A 17,462-nucleotide genomic window follows, 5' to 3' on the forward strand; every position below is an offset into this window, starting at 1 on the left:
CGCGGGATATCAGTTCATGTAGATGAGGCCCGCCGAGAGCCCCACCGGCAGGTATTCGTCGAGCCGGATGCGCAGATTGCTTTCCAGCAGGGGCTGCTTCAGCACGCAGAACGCGCCCATTTCCGAGCCGTCCTGCGCGCCGGTGCGGATCTCCTTGGGGCACGTGTAGCCGAGTTGCGCGAAGCCCGGCGCGCCATACTGCACGCTCGTGAAGGCGGGCTTGAGCCACGCGTTGACGGCGTCCGCAAGCAGGGCTTCCCAGCCTGACGGCAGGGCGACGCCGGTCCGGGCCGCCTCTTCCTTGCGCTGAGTCGTCTGACGGGCGATCTCGAGAGCCGGCTGGCAGCGATACTGCTGCGGCGTGCGCGATGTCCACGGCAGCCACGAAAAGCGCACGCAGCCCTGCTGACGTTCGTCGACTTCGACGACATCGGTGAAGATCGACTCGCTCGCGAGTTCGAGCTTCAGGAAACGCGCCGTGCCGATGAGCGTGGAGCGCTCGATGTGCGCGGGCGGGCCGCCCGTGCCTGCGGCATCGCTCACCGCGGCGCCGTCCTGCTCGATGCCGTCCACGATCGAATCGAGCAGCATGAGCCTGGCGGCGTGCGCGGGCACGCGCAGCGCGCCGGTGATCGAGAACGCGAACTGAAGTTCGAGCCGCGTGTTGATCAGCGCGCCCGCCGGGCCCGGACTCACGACCACGCTGGGCCCGGTGGGCGGCAGCGTCGCAAGCTGTTCAACCGAGCGGCCGGGGACGAGCGTCGTATGCAGCAAGCGGAGCAGGCCGAGATCGCCCTCAACGCGCAATCCGCCTTCCACGATCAGGCCGCCGAGCGTGAGTCCCGCCATCTCGTCGGCGAGCGCGCCGCCGCCCGTGAGCGCGATCGAGCCGCCGTCGAGGATGACGAGCGGACAGTGTTCGTCGGCCGCCTGAATGATCAGTCGCTCGCCCGGCGCGAGGGTGATATCCGCGTTCAGGTGATAGGTCGCGCTGTCGCCGATCTCGAAGATGGTCTCGGAAGTCGCGCGCGGCGCGGCGAGCGCGGTGGCGAGCGCCTTGTCGCCGCCGCTCACGGCCTGCGAATGCACGGCCGCGCCGGGCGCCGGCACGACGAGCCAGTTGCCGCGCTCATACTCCCCGCCGCCCATCCTCGCGCTGAAGCCGTGAAACCACGACACGATGATGACGCCCTTGCGGCTCGACGGCACCATCATGCGACCGCGCGCGACATCGACGAGCACCTTGTCGGCGGGCTGCGCGAAGCCCAGCCACGGTTCGAGATTCGCGCAGCGTACGTCGCTCGCCGGGATCAGCGCGCCGTCCTCGTACACCGCGAAGCTCGACGTGTTGCCGATGTCGTCGCCGTAATAGGCGGACGCCTGCGTGATCAGCGGCGGCAGCGGCAGGCTACGCACGTCCTCGAAGAAGGCGGCCGGGCGGATCGGCGCGGGCACGGTGAGTTCGGTGGTGCGCTGCTCGCCGGCGTCCTCCGGCCCGCCGGGCGTGAAGAGCGCGCAATTTTGGCCGAGCGGGCTGAAGGTGCGCCGCCAGTCGTCGGTGCCGATTTTGCGCGGCGTGCACCGCGTGAGCCGCAGCGCCTTCAGCCGGAACAGGAAGAACCCGATGTTCGGAATGTTGTACCAGCCCTCGGTCATGCCGATCTCGCGCACGTCCACGGTATGCGTGGCCGTATCCCACGCGCCGCCTGCGCGGTCGCCGGCATCGACGCGACGCAGCTCGGGCGTGCCGTGACACGCCGGGCGCACATGCTCGAGATTCTGGTTCCAGTCGAGCAGCGTGAAGAATTCGACGAGATGCGCGCCCCAGCCGGTCACGTCTTGCGCGAGCTTTTCGAGCATCGAGGGCGTGCCCTTGCGGCGGCGGTAATAAATGGTCTGGGCCACATCGGCGCGCAGGCGCACCTCGCTCGCCGGTGCGAGACCCGGACCCGCGAGATCGGTGAAGGTCGCCTCGGCGGTGGCGGCGGCGCTGGCCAGATCGAGATCGTGCAGCGGCAGGTTGGCGATCAGCTCTCCGATGTACGGGATCACCCACGGCTGGCACGTCTCGATGAAGAAATCGTCCCAGAGCTGTTGCGTGTTGGCGCGCAGCGCGTCGGCTTCAGAGGTAATGAGCCCGAGTAGCGCACGCAGCGCGTTGTTCTCCGCGGCGTCGGCGATCTGGTAAAGCGCGGGCAGCAGGCGGAACAGCCGGTCCGGCTGCCGGGTCACGATATCGGTCACGATGACAGTCCTCCGTTCGCGCGCAGCACGACGTCCTGCGCGGGCAACTCCACCACGGCCAGCTCGGCGGGCAGCACGACACCCGGCCAGCCGCCCGGATGCGCGGGCAGGATCAGGATGCGCGGCTGCGGCTGGCCGAGGCTGTCGTCCACGCCGTGGGCCGCGCGAAAACCCGCGTCGGTGCTCTTCAGGTCGAGGACATCGATATCGACCGAAACCACGCCCTCGACGTCCTGCAGCACGCGATACATGTCGCTCAGGAACACCGGCTGAGCGAAGGCGCGCTGCTCGAACGACAGCGCATCGAGCAGCGCCGCACGCGCCGCCGCCAGCACCTGCGCGTTCTCGCGCTTCGGATCGACATTGAGCGATGCCGCGATGCGGATCGGCACGGCCGCGTAATTGGCGACGATCAGCCGGTGATTCGGATCGCGCTCCGTGCCGAGCGTGGCCGAGATGCGCGCGAGGGCGTCGGCGGAAAACGCACCGCCCGCCTGCGGCGCCACGCTCAGATGGATTGCGCGGCGCTCGCCGGTCCACGCCCAGGTGGCAAGCGCCTTCGCGACCACGCCGCCCGTCAGCGCGGTGTCCTCGAAGTCGCGCAGCGACACGGCGCGGCCGAAGGTGCGCACCTGACCGGGCGCGGCCTCGCGCGCGCTGTCGAGGCCCTGCGGGTCCGCGCCGCCGTCGGCGGGCAGCAGGTTGGTAACCCCCTTCACGCCGGTCGGACGGTCGAGCAGCGTCGAGAGCTTGCCCGCGCCCACGCGGCCCGCGAGGCCCGCGCCAAAGCGATACGTCGCGACGACGTTCTGGCGGCCGCTCGGTGCGCGCGCGCCGCTCTCGCCGTCGCCGAAGCGCACGGTGACCGTACCGTCGTCGGCGCGCCGGGTCACGTACACCCGGTCGCGCGGCCCGGCGCCGTAGAACGTCGGCGTCTCGGCCCATTGCTCGCCATTGACGAGCACGCTCAAGGTCGATGCAAGGCCGCCCGGCGTCGCGGCGGGCACGAAGGTGAGTGGCTTCTTGCGCAGCGTGAAAGGCTGCCAGGCCTGCGACGCGTCACCGTCGCCGAGAATCTCGGCGCGCACGGTTTCGCCTTGGCTCGCGGGCGCGACGTTGCCGAGCAGCGTGGCGCTGGCGGCGTCGAGCGCCGCGCCCGAAGGGCCGCCGTTCACCGGCGACACGGAGATGCGCACGAACGCCAGCGGCTCGACCGGGCGCGCTTTCGGCAGCACTAGCATGCGCTCGCCATCGGCGCTCGCGCGCGCATGCACGACGCCGAGCGACGTCTCGAGAGCGCTCGCCGCCTTTGCCGCGCCAGCCGGCAAATTGACCATCACACCGTATTCCCGGGACGCGTCGATGCCGAGCGTTACGCGGATGTGGCCGCTCGCCGGCTGCGTGGTCTGCAAAACGCCCGAGAGCGCGCCGTCGAGATACCGCACCTGCGTGGCGTCGAGTCCGAGCGCGGCGACGGTGAGCGCATCGCCGGGCGTGGGCGCGAAGGCGATGGCGTCTTCCGGTACGCCCGCCGCCACGGCGATGGCGTCGTCGAACACCCAGGTCTGCGCGCGCGCGAAACCCGGCGCGCCGGGCAGCGCGGCGTTGAGCGCTTTCCGGAGCGCCGCGGCTGCCTGAGCGAGCGTGAGCGTGCCGGAACTCGCGGCGTCGAACGCGATGCGCTGCGGCGGCAGCGCGCCGATGCGCACGCTGAGCTCGCGCGCGCCCGACAGGCTCACGCTCGTCCCCAGCGCCCCCGACAGCGCAACTGTCACGGGTCCGGCCTGATCAGCGTCGAGGCCGAGCAGGCGAATGGTGGCGGTATCGGTCGCGCCCGGGGCGAAGCTCACGTCGGAACCGGCAAGCGCCGCGCCCGCCACGCGCGCGCTGATCACCTCGCTCGCGGCGGCGTCGGTGAGGAGCACGGCGCGGCCGCTCTGAAAGTCCGCCGCCGCGACGTCGCCCCCCGGCTTGTATGCCCCCCGCTCGAGCGTGCGGCCGATCTCGACCGTGCTCCAGCCCGAGCGCCGGCCCGGCAGGTACACGTCGGGCGAACCGGCAGTCGACGGAAATGCGTAGGGCCAGAAGCGCAGCGCATCGCCGGTCAGCTCGTAGATGACGAAGTTGTGGACATCGTCGTCGCCCGCCGACGGCGTCAGATCCGCGAGCGTCCCGGGTCCGAGCGGACTGACTGTCAGCGTCGTCGCGGCGGCGCTCTGGACGGTCACGTTGGTGACGCCGCCGTCCGGTGTCGCCGTGCGCTCGGCCTTGCGCTGCTTCACCTCGGTCACGATGAACGGAATCGCGTGGACGCCGCCGGCAAGGGTGGCGACCGCGAGCACGGTCGCGCCAGGCTGGAGGCCTTCGTAGCGGCCGTCGAGCGTGAGGTGCGAGTCGTCGCTGCCGTCGCCCTTGCGCGTGAAATCGGTCGGCGCGGCCTTGAGCGCGAGGCTCGCGCCGCTCGTCACCGGGATGCCCACCGAGGCCGGCGCATCGACGCCGAACAGCCGGAACGCGCGTCCCAGCCGGTACGCGCGGCACGTCGCGCTGCTCGCGTCGGCCGCCTGGGTGAACGACGAACCATGGATCGGCGCGCTCCACGACACGGTTAGCATGCCGTCCTGCGCGCTCACGTCGCGCACGGTGAGCACTTCGAAGGCGCTGCTCGAATACAGCATCACGCGGTCGCCTTGCGCGAGCTTCGCCGCGTTGGCAAGCGCGTCCGGATCGGGCGCGACGACGGCCGCGCCTTGTCCCGCCGCGAGCGGCTGAACGGCGACCGGACGCCCGAATATGCGCAGCCGGTTCAGGCGGCCGTCGCCGTTCAGCGCGGCGAGCGTCTCGTAGATCTGCGGTTTTTCGCCTTCGCCCGGCACGCTCTGCACGCGCGTGCCCGCCGGGATCAACGCCTGCGCGGCGGCTTCGAGCGTGAAGGCGAGCTGCGCGGTCGCGGCCACCGCCGGCCCGAGCTCGTAGCCGATCAGGCGCACGAGGCGTAGCAACGAGTCGCGCTGGGTGGCGGTGCGCAGGAAAGCCTCGTTCGCGGTGCGTTCCTGATAAAAGGTCAGCACGTCGGCCACGACCGACCAGAGCTCGATCACGGTGATCGTGTAGTCGTCGCTCACGCGCGTGCGCAGCGCGGTGAGTTCCGGCGTATGCGACAGACTCTCGATTAGCGCTTCGCGGAAGGTCGCGAAGGTGCCGATCCGGTAGGCGATGGCCGCGAGGCCCGGCCGGTTCGCGATCGGCGCGGGCGCGGCCGGCGCCGGGGCGGCGCAGCATCCGCAGTCGCCGGCGCCCGGGTTCACGATCCGCCTCCGGCCGTCAAGGTGAGCGTGCCGTTTTCCATGTTGCTCGGGTCGTTGTCGAGCCGCGCGATCTCCCACGCGCCCATTTCGATCACGCCGTTTTCCAGCTCGCCGGCGGGCAGCGCGCCGTGTCGCCGGAACACCGTGACGGCGGCGGAATCCACGCCATCGACATCGTCGACTGCCGCATAGATGCGGCTCAGCCACACGGGTTGGCCGAAGCTGAAGTTCGCCGCGTTGAAGAAGGCCGGCGCGCCGTCGCGGCCAATCCCGGCGGACAGCGCCTGCGCCACGGCGTGCGCGACATCCGCCGCGAAGTAGCCCGGCTTCACGCAGAGGTGGATTTCGATGTCGAGCGGCACATAGCGCGCCGAGCGGATTTCGAGGTCGTAACCCGCGAGCCGATAGCGCTCCAGCCCGGTTTCGATCTTCTGCCGGAACTCGTCCGAGAGCCGCGTGATGCCGCGCGCATCGGTGCTCACTTCGTCCTGGTCTACCGGATCGATGCCGACGAACACCGTGTACCAGCTTCCCGTCCAGCGAAAGCTCGCCACCGCGCCCGCGACACCCTTCAGCCCGAGCGCGGCGTCGCGATAGTCCGCCTCGGTCACGGCGCGCAGTTGCGTGGCGCGGAACGCCGCGCTCGCGTGCTGACGCACGTGCTCGATCTGCTCGGGGTCGGTGCCGGCCTGCGCGGGCACCGGATTACGCAGACCGGCAATCGCGGGTTCGAGCGCCGCGTCCGCCTTCAGCACGACGATATGGCTCAGCGCGTCGCCGCCGATATTGCCGTCGCGGCCATTGCCGATGCGATACCACACGTCGATCGTGTCGACATCGGTGAGCTCGCTGCCGTATTCGCCATCGCCGAAACGCAGCACCGCGCGCCCTTCGTTATCGACATCCGCGACGAAGTTCCGGCTGAACTCGTGGCTCGACAGAAGATCGGGCGCCGGCGACCACTGCACGGCCGGCGCGCCGCCGCCGCTCGCCTGCAGCGCCACGGCCGGCCGCGCGCCCTGCACGTCGAGGTCGAGTTCGGTGCGCTCCTGCTGCGGCGGGAACGTGCCGGCCGCCGGCGCCGGCTGGCATTGCTGCGTGAGCGGCCCTTCGCTCAGGCGCACCCGGAAGCCGGCGTCGCCCGAGAGCGGCGGCCTGAAGGTGAAGCTCTCGCGCACGCTGCGACCATGATCCGCGAGCACGATGTTGCCGCGAGCGAGAGAGATATCTTCCGCGAATGTGCCGTCGGGCAGCCGTGCCGTCAGGCACAGCGGGAACGTGAGCGCATCCTCGTCGCGCCAGATCACTTCGGTGAGCGGCAACGTGTCGGCGGCCGGCACCGGCACGGTCACCGGCTGGAGCGCGTGCGTCACGGGAGCGAGCGCGGCGAGGAACAGGCCGTCGCGCGCCGATGCATCGACGGATACGATGCGCACCACTTGCCGGTGCGCCGGATCGGCGTCGGCTTGCGCGCCGGTCACGGGGCCGCGCACTTCCTCCAAGAGCAGATAATCGTCCGCCTTGAGCGGCGCGGGCACGGCGCGGTCATTGGCATCGACCGCGAACACGTGGGCCGAGGTCGCGCCGCGCGCCAGGCAGCATTCGTCATTGCCCCACGCGTGGATGCGCAGTTCGTTGTTGAGCGGATCAATCTGCTGGCTCGCCGCAATCTCGAACACGCGCACCGGGGCGAGCGCGGGGTCGGTGCTGTAATCGAGATCGGTGATCTCGTGCAGCACCGCGCCCGGCGGCAGGAGCGGCTGCGCGGGTGCGGGCAGGGCGGGATCGCGGTCGAAGCGCATCGGCACGCCGATCTTCGTCAACAGTTGCATGCCGGGATGCAGCGTGACGATGCCGTTCGCCCGGAAGTGGACGAAGGTCCACGCGTTGCGGCCGTCGTGCATCGTGTAGTCGATCAGCTTCGCGTGGCGCTTGACGGAGATGCGCTGACGCGCGGTGTCGAGATACGCTTCGTTGGCGACGGCGTCCTGGAAGTAGCTGAGTTCATCGCCCGCGTAGGCGAGCAGTTCCAGCAGCACGGTGCCGATATCGGCCGGACTGCGCTCGAGCCAGCGCGGATTGTGCTGCGCCACGTAATCGAACAGCAACTGGCGCAGGCTCGCGTAGTCGCGTGCGAGATAGTCAATCAACGGTTCGTCGAGCGGCTCCCTGGAGCAGACATGCGACGGCGCGCAGTCGAAGTCGACGAGGCAGCCAGGGCGGAAGTTCACCGGCGCGACGGAGAACAGCCGGTCGATGCCTGGAAAGGCGAAGCGCTGGCGGCCGTACTGGTCGCGCGTCCAGCCGATGGACAGCAGGTACGGCGCGTAGTCACCTTGCTGATCGACGCTCACGTCGAGCACCAGCGGGTCGGCCGCGTTGGGCGCCGCGCCCAGCACGCGGATGCCGGTGATGCGCGTGCCGCCATGCACTAGGAGCGGCGATGAATCGGCGGGCAGGCCGTAGGCGCCGGCGGGCAGCGGCAGCAGGAAATGCACATGCAGAACAAATACGCCGCCCGTGCCGTCGAACTCGACGAAATCGATGCCGTTGAGCGCCCCCTGCGCGCGCAACAACTGCCGCCGCGTGTCGTCGCGGCAGTTCGGGCCGAGCACGGCGAGGATCTGCGAGGCGCTGTTGCTCATGGCTTTGCCTCACACCGACCAGGGCGAGCTGAAGTTCATGTCGAGCTGCTCGCCGGTGCTGCGCTTGGTGAACGAGACCGTCACGGCGAGCGTGCTGTCGCTGGCGAGCACATCGACTTTCTGCACGGCGATGACAGCGTCCAGCCAGCGCGTGAGCGCGCCCTGCACGAGAAACTGCGTTGCGGCGGCGAGCGCCTCGGAGTTCGGCATGAACACCAGTTGCGCGACGCCGCAGCCGAAGTCCGGGCGGTTCACGCGTTCGCCCGGGCTCGTGAAGAGCACCTGATGAATCAGGTCGCGGATGTGATCGTCTTCGTCCGTTTCGGCGGTGCGGCCACGCCCGTCGAGGCGATATGGGTGATCGAAGTAGTTGTTGCGCGAGACATTCGATGAAATCGTCATGGCGGCTCCCGGCTCAGCCGATCTTCACGCGGCTCGATAGCGCATCGGGCGGCAGCGGATCGGCGGGTGCAACGGGCGGCGCGCTCGTGACGGGGTTGACCGGCGCGGGCGGCACCGGATGGCAGTGCGAATTGAACATGGCGACCAGCTTGTTGAACGACGCCGAGAGCCGGTCGCCGAACACGCCCGGATGCGTTGCATCTGCGACCAGTTCGATGTCCGGCGCCTCCACGACGATGCGCGACGCGCCCTTGATGGTCACCTTGCCCTGCGAGATTTCCAGATGGACCATGTTGTCGCCGTCGGCGTCGGACACGCTGATGGTGCGGTCGTCGTCGTGCAGCGCGAGCATCAGGCCTTCCTCGCTGCGCAGCACGCGGTTCTCGGGCGTCACGTCGCCGCCGCCCCGGCGCGTGGGCAGCTCGCCGCTCTTCCACCAGCAGCCGACCCACACCGGCCGCGACACGTCGCCCGCTTCGAATTCGATCCACACGCCGGCGTCCTTCGGTGGCACGGTGTACGCGCCGCTCTTGTTGCCCGCGTATGTCGCGCAGGGCAGCGCCCAGCCGGTTTCCACATCGCCCAGGATTTCCGGTACGAGCGCCTTGATGCGCCCCTGCTTTTTCGTGTCCTGATTATCGGTCACGGTGCCGCGATACTTGCCGTAGTGGCGGTTGTGGTCATGCTTCGTGCTCATGATGTTGTCTCCGTGATGCGCTCAGGCGCGCGACGCGTTGCTCGTTACGCGTCACGCCAGCGCGTCGTCGCTCCTGAAGTTTTCCTGCCCCGTGAGTCCCGTCGCGTTGCGCCTCAGCGTGAAGCGCTGGGTGTAGCCGCCGTCGCTGTCGATGGTGTGCAGCACGCGCTCGACGTAATAGCGTCCGCTGAACTGCTTGCCCACGCCGCGCACCATCACGCTCTGCTTGGCCTTCAGCACGCCGCCGTAGGCGACCGTGTTGAGCTCGCCATCGGCGACGATCGACCAGCTCGAACGGTCCACCACCGCCTGCGCATAGCGCTGCACTTCGCCCGCCTGCGCCATGCCGAGCTGCGACAGCAGCACCGTGCGAGGACGATCCGCGGGCACGGCGGGCTGGTCGCCCATGCCGTCGGACTGGGTGGCGTTATCGGCGCGGCCGCTCTGCGTGGTGGCGTCGTCTGGATCGAGCGTGGCGGCGCGCGCGGTCGTAGGGCCGAGCATGTCGAACTTTGCGCGGAAGCGGTTGACGTTGGTGGCCGAGCCGGTGTTGATCGTGAGCGTGCCCTGCGGCTGACCGTCGTGGCGCGGTGGATGAAAGTGCCCCTCGACCTCGCCGCTGTCGGTAAGCTCGACGAAGCATTCATAGCCGTTGCGCGCGGCGAGCTGTTGCAGGAACTGGATGTCAGTGCCGCGCTGCATCAGCGTGACGTCGTCCTCGTGGCGCGACCAGCCGGTGTCGTCGACGATCGGTGTGAAGCCGTAATGCGCGTCGCGGAAAATCGCGTTCGCGACATCCGAATCCTTCATGTTGGGCCACGACTTGACCCGCTCGTCGAGATACATGAGCACGGTCGGGTCCATCGCGGTCACGATGAGCTCGGAGCCGCCGGGCTCATTGGCAAACTTCGTGTCGACATCGATCACATACGCGCTGATGAGCGGCGTGGCGCGCCCCGTGCCCACGGTCACGCTGAGCGTAAGATGCGCGAGCCGGGTGAACAGCGTGTCGTCGATCAGCGTCCAGCCGCTGCCATCCTCCTTCACCGCGACGGAGAGGCGCAGGCGCATCATGTCGGCCATCTGCGCGTGGTCTTCCATCTCGATGCGCTTGATCGCATTGAGCACGGTGGTCGGCGCGGGACTGCCAGCGATGCCGAGCGCGAAGCTGATCTGCGTGGCCATGGCGCGGCGCTCCGGTCAGTCTTCCGAAGCTGGAATGCGCAGCACGGCGGCCACTTCGAGCAGGTCGTCGGGCCAGAGCGCGCGATTGGCGTCGCAGATGCGCCAGAAGCGCTCGGCGTCGCGGAAATGCTGCCAGGCGATGTGATCGAGCCGTTCGCCCTGCACGACGCGATGCCCGGCGAGCGCGACCGGATTAGTGATGAAACGCGTCGTCTTGTAGCGGATCGCGCGGCCGGACGCATCGACGTACACGGCCTCGGGGACTTTCTCGTAGCGGCTGCCCTTGAAGAACATGATGGCTCCTAGCGTGGAAGCAGTGCGAGCATGGCGGCGTCGCCGAGCGTGCCGGACGTGCGGTTGATCTGCGCGAGACTCTCCTTCGCCTTCTGATAGGCGATGAACGCATCGCGGCCGATGCTCGAGTCGGTGAACTCCATGTAGGTCAGCACCTGCATGGCCAGTTCGACCTTGGCGGCGATCGGATTGAGGTGCGTGTCGAAGGCGTCTTCCGACACGGAAAACGACGTGAGCTTGACCGGCACGACGCGCTGCTTGCCCCATACGAGCAGCACCAGCGGCAGGTCGGCGGGGCTCACCTGCACCTGCCCGGCGGCGGCCTGCTGCGTGATAACCGATGCACTGAGCGTTGGCGGATACATCAACAGTTCGAGCGTGGCGAGCGCGGGATGCAGGCCGTTGAGCGCGACGGCGGGATAGGTGGACGGGTCTTCGAGTTGATCGCTCGCGTGCATGTCCACCGTCATGCTGATCGTCTCGACGGGCGGCCCGGCCACGCGCAGCACGTCTTCCTTCGCGGCGCCGGTGTTGCCAGTCTGCGGCGGCGGCGCGGCGCGATGCACGAGCGTGCGCTTCATCGCCTCCGGATTGAACTGGAACGCGATCACGGCGCTCGGGCGCGAACCCGGCGTGTGAGTCGGGTAGACGGCGAGCGCGCCTTTGAGGAGGTTGGGGCGGATGGGGGAGATGGTGGTCATGGCGTGGTCATCTCAAAACTTCGGTCCGATAAGGTCGCCGTTCGACTTGGACGGCAGACGCACGTCGTAGCTCTCGGATTTTTCAACCTTGCCGTCGATGAAGGCGGACTTTCCTTGTTTCGCAAGGCCATAGTTGACCTTGATGGTCTTGGCGAAGTGTTCGGGATTGCGAATTTTCTCGGGACCCGGGCTTCCCCAATACGTGACATCCGCCTGAAACCACACTTGAGGCCGCGGCTTCCTGCCGACGAGCGCGAACAAATCTTTCTCGTGATCGGACCACATAGCAGAGTTCACGCTTTTGGGAATGGGCGTCATGTTCCAGTTCACGCCCGGGCCACCTGAACGGCCGTGCAGCAGGTGTCCCCGGATCCAGTAGTTGTGGTCCAGCCGCTCCCAGCCCACCGGATCCTCGCCAGGCGCGGAGTAATCGGTGCGATGAACCGGCACTGCGTGCACGGACCGCGCCTGTCCCGACGAAGTGGACTGGTGCTCGAAATTGATCTGCTTGATCGAGGTGCTGACCACGGAACCTTTGGGACTCATTTCACCGTGGATGTCCCAGCCGTCTTCCAGGTCCACGATGTCGAGCGACTTGAAGCCGAATTTCGTCTTCCAGGCCGGCAGCGCCTTTTCGAGTTCCTCGGGCCCGACGCCGCTGCCTTTCATCTGTTCAAATTCCGCCGTCACACCCGCCACCCCCGCCTTCCACTTCTCGTCGTGGTTCTCGTCGCCCTTTTCCTCGCCTTTTTCCTCCCCTTTCCCGACGATCGACTTCGCCTTCTCCACCACCCACTTGATGACCCCGTCGATACCCTTGTCGACCTTCTGCTGAATCCCGGTGATGACCTTCTTGATCGCCTCGCTGACATCGCCCAGCCCGATGAGCCGCGCGAGAAAGCCGAGGATCACGGGAATCGTGCGCGCCATCGCGCGTTCGACGTAATTGGCCGCCTGCGCGATCTTGCCGTGTGCGATGTTCGAGATGGAGTCCACCACGGACTCCACGAACGCGAGAATCTGCTTGATGCGTTCGATGAAGAACGCCACCGTGTTATAGGTCGCGATGATCGCCTGAATCACCGCGCCCGCCGGATTGAACATGGTCGCGAGCTTGGTGATCGCGGCGGTGACGATCTTCGTGACGGCCCAGTCCTTGATGCCGCCGATCACCATGTCCCACAGCGAGCCGATCGCCTCGACGATCTGCTTCCACGCCGCCGCCGGTCCCTCGGTCACGAGCGTCTTGAGAAAGATGAACGCCTTCTCGAGCATCGACACGGTTTTCTCGCCGAGCACCTTCACGAGCTTTTCGCGAATCTTCGCGTAGGTGATGCCGAGAATCTGCAGCACCAGATCGAGAATGCCGTGCAGGTCCCAGACCTTCGGCAGCACGAGCCCCGCGCCTTCGAGCGTGCCGACGAGCCATTCGATCAACCCCGTCTTCAGGTGCTCCCAGATGTTCTTGCCGAACTGCTCGATGCCTTTCTTGACCGCATCGACGAGATGCCCGACGAACGCGACCGGGTCTGCGACGATCAGATTGAAGGTGTCGCCGATCTTGCGGAAAATGCCCGCGATCTGCAGGCCAATGGGGCCCGCGAGCAACATCGCGCCCTCGAAGATCAGCTCCAGTACCTTCTTGCCCACCGCGATCAGAAAGTCGAGCAGGCGGCCTAGCGGCGGACCGAAAATTTCGGCCATCTTTTCGAACAGCACTTTCGGCTGCAACAGGTCCGCTACCTTGAACGCGTCCCACGCCTTCGAAAACAGCGCCTTGATGCCGTCCCAGGTGAGATCGAGCTTCTTCACCTCCTCGCTGAACCACGCCGACGCCTTTTCGATGGTCTTCGATTTCTCCAGGTTCTCCTTGATTTTGTCGCCGCCGTCCACGAGATCGAGCACCGCGTAGATCAGGCCCTTGGCCGTGCGCTTGACCGGCTCGCCGGTGACGGGATCGCGACCGAGCACGAAGGTGAGCAGCGTGTAGCCCTTCTGCTGCTGCGCCCAGGCCGAGATCGAATCCAGCACGAGGCTCTTCACGATCTCGTACACCTTCGAGCCCACGGCCTTGACGAAGTCCCAGACGCGCGTGATGGTCGGCTGGAGAATCGGCTTGACCTTCTGGTTCCACGCGGCGCGCGGGCTCGCCAGATCGGTCACGCTGACCGCGTCCCACGCCTGCTTCAGAAGGGCCACCAGACCGTCGAAGGTGAGGTTCAGCTTCGAGACTTCCGAGTCCCACCACTTGGCGATCGCCTCGATCTTGCCTTCGCCGTCGAGACGCGCGAACAGCGCCTCGCCATCGGGCGCGAGCTTCATCGCGGCGTGGATCCAGTCCCGGGTCGATCCTTTCACCGCGTGATCCTGCAACGGATCCCAGCCGATGATGAGCGTGATCAGTTCCCACGGCGGAAAGTCCTGCGTGATGAAGTCGCGCACCTTCTCGCGCACGGTCGCGGCAACGCCTTCGAAAAGCCGCTGCACGCGTTTGGGCGCGGCTCGCACCGAAACGCTCCCGGTCGCCGCGCCCGAGTTGCCCGTCGCCCGTACCGGCGAGGTGCGCGCGGCGCGGGCCGCGGCGGGTTTCTGCTGGATCGTGTGCGTGAGTTCATGCGCAAGGAGCTTCTGCCCCCCGCGGCTCGACGGCTGAAATTCGCCCGCGCCGAAGAACTCGTGATCGCCCACCGTGAATGCGCGCGCGCCGAGCTTGCGCGAAGCATCCGCGGCTTCGTGGCTCGTGTGCACGCGAACGTCGGTGAAATCGAAGCCGAAGCGCGGCTCGAACACCGCGCGCAGCCCGTCGGGCAGCGGCGCGCCGCCCGCTGCGGTCATCGCGTCGATACGCGCTTCCACGCCAGCCGGCACCGGCCCGGACGCAGCTTCCGCCGCTTCCTTCTGCACGTGCTTGGGGCGATCGTCATCGTCCTTGTGGGTAGGCGGCTCGTTCTTGCCGAGCGCGCGGCGCACGAAGCGCATCAGCCGCGCGGCGATGCCGCCTGCCGCGATGGCAGGCGGCGCGCCCGTCGACGTCACCGTTTCGGCGGTCTGCTCTGCTTCCTGCTCGAACGGATCGTTGGCAGCACCAAGCATCAGGCTCGGCTGCAGGGCGTGTCCGCCGACCAGGTGCAGGCTCGCGCGGGCGTCGTGGCTTTCGTGGCCATCGTGGTCGCGTGCGCCGCGCGCCGCAGGCTCGGGCGTTCGCCGCGCCTGCGTCGCGAGGTTGCTGCGCCGCACGGCGGCTCGGGTCATCTCACCCATGGGCGCGTCCCCTGCTCACGGCCTGCGCGACGCCCATCCCGATTGCCCGCGCGATCGACGCCATCGAATCGAGCGCGGCCGCAGTCACGCTGACCTGCGCCTTCACGGTGCGGCACGCCGGGAGCGAGGCGTCGCTGAGCGCGGCGCGCACTTCGGCCTGGATCAGCGCGTCGAGCACGCCCACATCCGGTGTCGCCGCGTTCGCCGCGACGATCACGCGGTCGATGGTGAGTGTGAGATGCGCAGGCTTCATCGCCTGGCTCCGCCCTGCGCCGCGTCGAGCCAGACGCCGAACTCCGCGCCGCCGGCCGGCTTCGAGAGCTTCGCGTACTCCCGCGCGGCTGCGCGCATGATGCTCGGCATGTCGATCGGATGCCCGGCGGATGCCGCCAGGAACGCCGCGTTCAGTGCGATAGAGCGGATATTGCCGCCGCTCAGATCGAGCCGCGACAAGAACGCGAGTTCGAGGCCGTCGACGGGCGCCTGCGGCGGAAACACGCGCTGCCAGATGTGGCGGCGTTCATCGGCGTTCGGAAACGGAAAATCGATGACGAAGCGCAGCCGCCGCAAAAACGCCGGATCGAGCGCGCTGCGCCGGTTGGTCGCGAGAATTGCGAGTCCCGCGTAATCCTCCATGCGCTGCAGCAGGTAATTGATTTCGAGATTCGCGTAGCGGTCGTGGCTGTCGCGCACGTCGGTGCGGGAGCCGAAGAGCGCGTCGGCTTCGTCGAAGAAGAGAATCGCGCCGGTGCGCTCGGCGGCGTCGAACACTCGACGCAGGTTCTTCTCCGTCTCGCCGATGTACTTGCTGACGATGCCCGCCAGATCGATCCGGTACAGATCCAGCCGCAGATGGGCGGCCAGGATTTCCGCCGCCATGGTCTTGCCGGTGCCGCTCTGACCCGCGAACAGCGCGGTGATGCCGCGCCCGCGCGCGAGTTGCGCACCGAAGCCCCAGTGCTCGTAGACGCGCGCGCGCGCTTCCACCTGCGAGGCGAGTTCGCGCAGCTGCGCGCGCACCGCGTCGCTCACGACGATGTCGTCCCAGCCGTAGCAGGGCTGGAGGCGGCGCGCGTATTCGTCGAGCGCCGCGCCGCAGTGCTCGCGGCAGGCCTGCCAGAGCGCGTCGCCGGTGAGGGCGTCGCCGGACGGGTCGCCGTGAGCCGCCGCGGTGCGCGCCGCGATCTGCTCGATGGCGGCGCCGCCGAAATCGAACTGCTGCACGATGCGCTCGACCGTGTCCTGCATCGCCTCGCCGTGGCCGTTGAGCGCCGAGCGCCACAGGCTGCGCTGCTCGTCGCGCGTCGGAGCGGGAATGCGCTGCGTGAGGAGCTCGCGACTGCCCTGCCAGCGTTCCCCGCTGACGACGAAGAGTGTCCCGGCCAGCGAGGCGATCAGCTCGTCGATGGCCGCGCTCCACTCGCCGTGACCGGCGGCGCGCGCGCCGTCGACCACGACGGCGAGCTGCACGAGCACCGCCTCGCGGCTCATCAGCGTGGTCATCGTCGCGCGCTCGGCGGCGCTCAGGCTCGCGTAGCGCTCGAGGTCCAGCAGCAACGGCCGCAGTCCCAGCGCCGCACACGCGGCCGCTGCGGCATCGGCGGCGCCGCGTTCGAGCTGGCCGATCAGATTGAGCGTCGCCCAACGGTCGGCGTCGGCGAGCACTGCGCGCGCGGCCTGCTCGCCTGCCGCGCGCGCCGCCACGCTCTCGGGCGTCGCGGGCAGCGGCGCGAGCAGTGGGCAAAGGCGCGCGTCGAGGTGATTCACACCGCGCAGAAAGTCGCTCACACGCTCATCGACCGTGAGGCGCCGCGTGAGCAGCGGCCCCTCGCGGTCGTCGACTTCCAGAAGGCGCAGAGCGCGCAATGGCCGATTGGGCATCAGGCAGTCGGCGGCGATGAGGCGCGCATCGGGTTCATCGACATGCAGTGCGAGCGCTAGATGCAGCGTCGCGCACGTCAGGTGCGCATCGCCGTGCACGCCCGCGTAGGCCAGCTCGAATGCACCGTCCAGGGCCGGAGCGGCGGCCATCAGCAACAGGTCGCTTTCCAGCGTGTCCAGGCTCGCCAGATCCGCGAGCATGGGTAGCGCGGGCGCTCGTGCGCCGTGCTCGCGCATGTGCGCGGTATATGCGGCGAGCTCCGCTTCGAGCGCAGCCAGTGCGCAGTCCGGTTCGATGGCGGCGCGCGCGTCGAACTCGGCATCGTCGGCGGCGAGCAGCCAGTCGGCCGCGCGCCCCGCATCGCACGCGCAACGGCGCGCATGTCGATGCAGCCGCGCGCGCAAGAGGCGCAACGCGAGGCGCAGCCACTGCGCATTGTCGAGCCGCCAGTCGTCGAAGGAAGGTTCGGGCTTCATTGCGGCAGCTCCACGGAGGCATCGTCGAAGCTTTCGGCGTCGTTCACGCGCACGCGCACCGCGAAGCGCGCGTGGAGTTGCAGCTCGACGACCGTGGTGACGTCGCCCGACACCGCATCGAACCTGACGAGGCCAGGCGAGCCCGGAATCACCAACAGCTGCGTGCCGCTCACGCCGACTTGCGCCTGCTTATATTCGACGAGGGGGCTCGCGGCCTGAAGCGCGCTTTGCAGCACATCGGCGAGCGCCGTCAGCGAGGCGGCCGGCCCCATCCGCACGACGACGGGCGGTTGCGCACCGATCGTGACTGCGATGCGCGGCGTGCCGGCCGTCAGCGCGGGCGCCGGCACGCCGCGCATCGCAGTCA

Annotated in this window: 12 protein-coding genes; all 12 read right to left on the minus strand. The window is 68.4% G+C overall.

Annotation, left to right across the window (positions count from 1 at the left end; translation table 11 throughout):
• Positions 1-9: 9 nt before the first annotated feature.
• Positions 10-2,244: a hypothetical protein gene (locus AB3X89_RS08010; protein ID WP_368582675.1), complete on the minus strand. Its 2,235-nt coding sequence runs from the start codon at positions 2,242-2,244 to the stop codon at positions 10-12.
• A complete protein-coding gene (locus AB3X89_RS08015; protein WP_368582676.1) occupies positions 2,241-5,552 on the minus strand; it encodes a hypothetical protein in 3,312 nt (1,103 codons plus the stop codon). Before AB3X89_RS08015 ends, AB3X89_RS08010 begins: the two co-directional genes overlap by 4 nt.
• Positions 5,549-8,197, minus strand: a complete 2,649-nt coding sequence (locus AB3X89_RS08020; RefSeq protein ID WP_368582677.1) for a hypothetical protein — start codon at positions 8,195-8,197, stop codon at positions 5,549-5,551. Before AB3X89_RS08020 ends, AB3X89_RS08015 begins: the two co-directional genes overlap by 4 nt.
• Positions 8,198-8,206: 9 nt before the next feature.
• On the minus strand, positions 8,207-8,599 hold the full coding sequence (locus AB3X89_RS08025; protein WP_368582678.1) for a GPW/gp25 family protein: 393 nt from the start codon (positions 8,597-8,599) through the stop codon (positions 8,207-8,209).
• Between the two features lie 13 nt (positions 8,600-8,612).
• Positions 8,613-9,296 carry a phage baseplate assembly protein V gene (locus tag AB3X89_RS08030; protein ID WP_368582679.1) on the minus strand — a complete coding sequence of 228 codons (684 nt, stop codon included), beginning with the start codon at positions 9,294-9,296 and terminating at the stop codon, positions 8,613-8,615.
• Positions 9,297-9,347: 51 nt separating this feature from the next.
• Complete coding sequence (locus AB3X89_RS08035; RefSeq protein ID WP_368582680.1) at positions 9,348-10,481, minus strand: phage late control D family protein; 1,134 nt, start codon at positions 10,479-10,481, stop codon at positions 9,348-9,350.
• 15 nt (positions 10,482-10,496) lie between these two features.
• A complete protein-coding gene (locus tag AB3X89_RS08040) occupies positions 10,497-10,775 on the minus strand; it encodes a LysM domain-containing protein (protein WP_368582681.1) in 279 nt (92 codons plus the stop codon).
• A gap of 8 nt (positions 10,776-10,783) precedes the next feature.
• A complete protein-coding gene (locus AB3X89_RS08045; RefSeq protein ID WP_368582682.1) occupies positions 10,784-11,476 on the minus strand; it encodes a hypothetical protein in 693 nt (230 codons plus the stop codon).
• A gap of 12 nt (positions 11,477-11,488) precedes the next feature.
• Positions 11,489-14,737: a DUF4157 domain-containing protein gene (locus AB3X89_RS08050; protein WP_368582683.1), complete on the minus strand. Its 3,249-nt coding sequence runs from the start codon at positions 14,735-14,737 to the stop codon at positions 11,489-11,491.
• Entirely contained in the window at positions 14,730-14,990 is a 261-nt protein-coding gene (locus AB3X89_RS08055; protein ID WP_368582684.1) for a hypothetical protein, read from the minus strand. The genes AB3X89_RS08050 and AB3X89_RS08055 overlap by 8 nt, the downstream gene beginning before the upstream one ends.
• Positions 14,987-17,095 (minus strand): ATP-binding protein, encoded by a 2,109-nt coding sequence (locus AB3X89_RS08060; RefSeq protein WP_368582685.1) that lies wholly within the window; start codon positions 17,093-17,095, stop codon positions 14,987-14,989. Before AB3X89_RS08060 ends, AB3X89_RS08055 begins: the two co-directional genes overlap by 4 nt.
• A partial coding sequence (locus AB3X89_RS08065; RefSeq protein WP_368582686.1) for a hypothetical protein occupies positions 17,092-17,462 on the minus strand: 371 nt, incomplete at its 5' end. The genes AB3X89_RS08060 and AB3X89_RS08065, both read right to left, overlap by 4 nt.

Origin of the sequence: Paraburkholderia sp. BR14320 (genome assembly GCF_040948665.1) — a bacterium.
In the GTDB taxonomy this organism is placed as follows: domain Bacteria; phylum Pseudomonadota; class Gammaproteobacteria; order Burkholderiales; family Burkholderiaceae; genus Paraburkholderia; species Paraburkholderia youngii.

Bases quoted from the DNA above. Each gene is read 5' to 3' on its own strand.
- AB3X89_RS08020 (WP_368582677.1), bottom strand. From the start codon at position 8,197: ATGAGCAACAGCGCCTCGCAGATCCTCGCCGTGCTCGGCCCGAACTGC.
- AB3X89_RS08035 (WP_368582680.1), bottom strand. From the start codon at position 10,481: ATGGCCACGCAGATCAGCTTCGCGCTCGGCATCGCTGGCAGTCCCGCG.
- AB3X89_RS08030 (WP_368582679.1), bottom strand. From the start codon at position 9,296: ATGAGCACGAAGCATGACCACAACCGCCACTACGGCAAGTATCGCGGC.
- AB3X89_RS08050 (WP_368582683.1), bottom strand. From the start codon at position 14,737: ATGGGTGAGATGACCCGAGCCGCCGTGCGGCGCAGCAACCTCGCGACG.
- AB3X89_RS08060 (WP_368582685.1), bottom strand. From the start codon at position 17,095: ATGAAGCCCGAACCTTCCTTCGACGACTGGCGGCTCGACAATGCGCAG.
- AB3X89_RS08055 (WP_368582684.1), bottom strand. From the start codon at position 14,990: ATGAAGCCTGCGCATCTCACACTCACCATCGACCGCGTGATCGTCGCG.
- AB3X89_RS08040 (WP_368582681.1), bottom strand. From the start codon at position 10,775: ATGTTCTTCAAGGGCAGCCGCTACGAGAAAGTCCCCGAGGCCGTGTAC.
- AB3X89_RS08045 (WP_368582682.1), bottom strand. From the start codon at position 11,476: ATGACCACCATCTCCCCCATCCGCCCCAACCTCCTCAAAGGCGCGCTC.
- AB3X89_RS08025 (WP_368582678.1), bottom strand. From the start codon at position 8,599: ATGACGATTTCATCGAATGTCTCGCGCAACAACTACTTCGATCACCCA.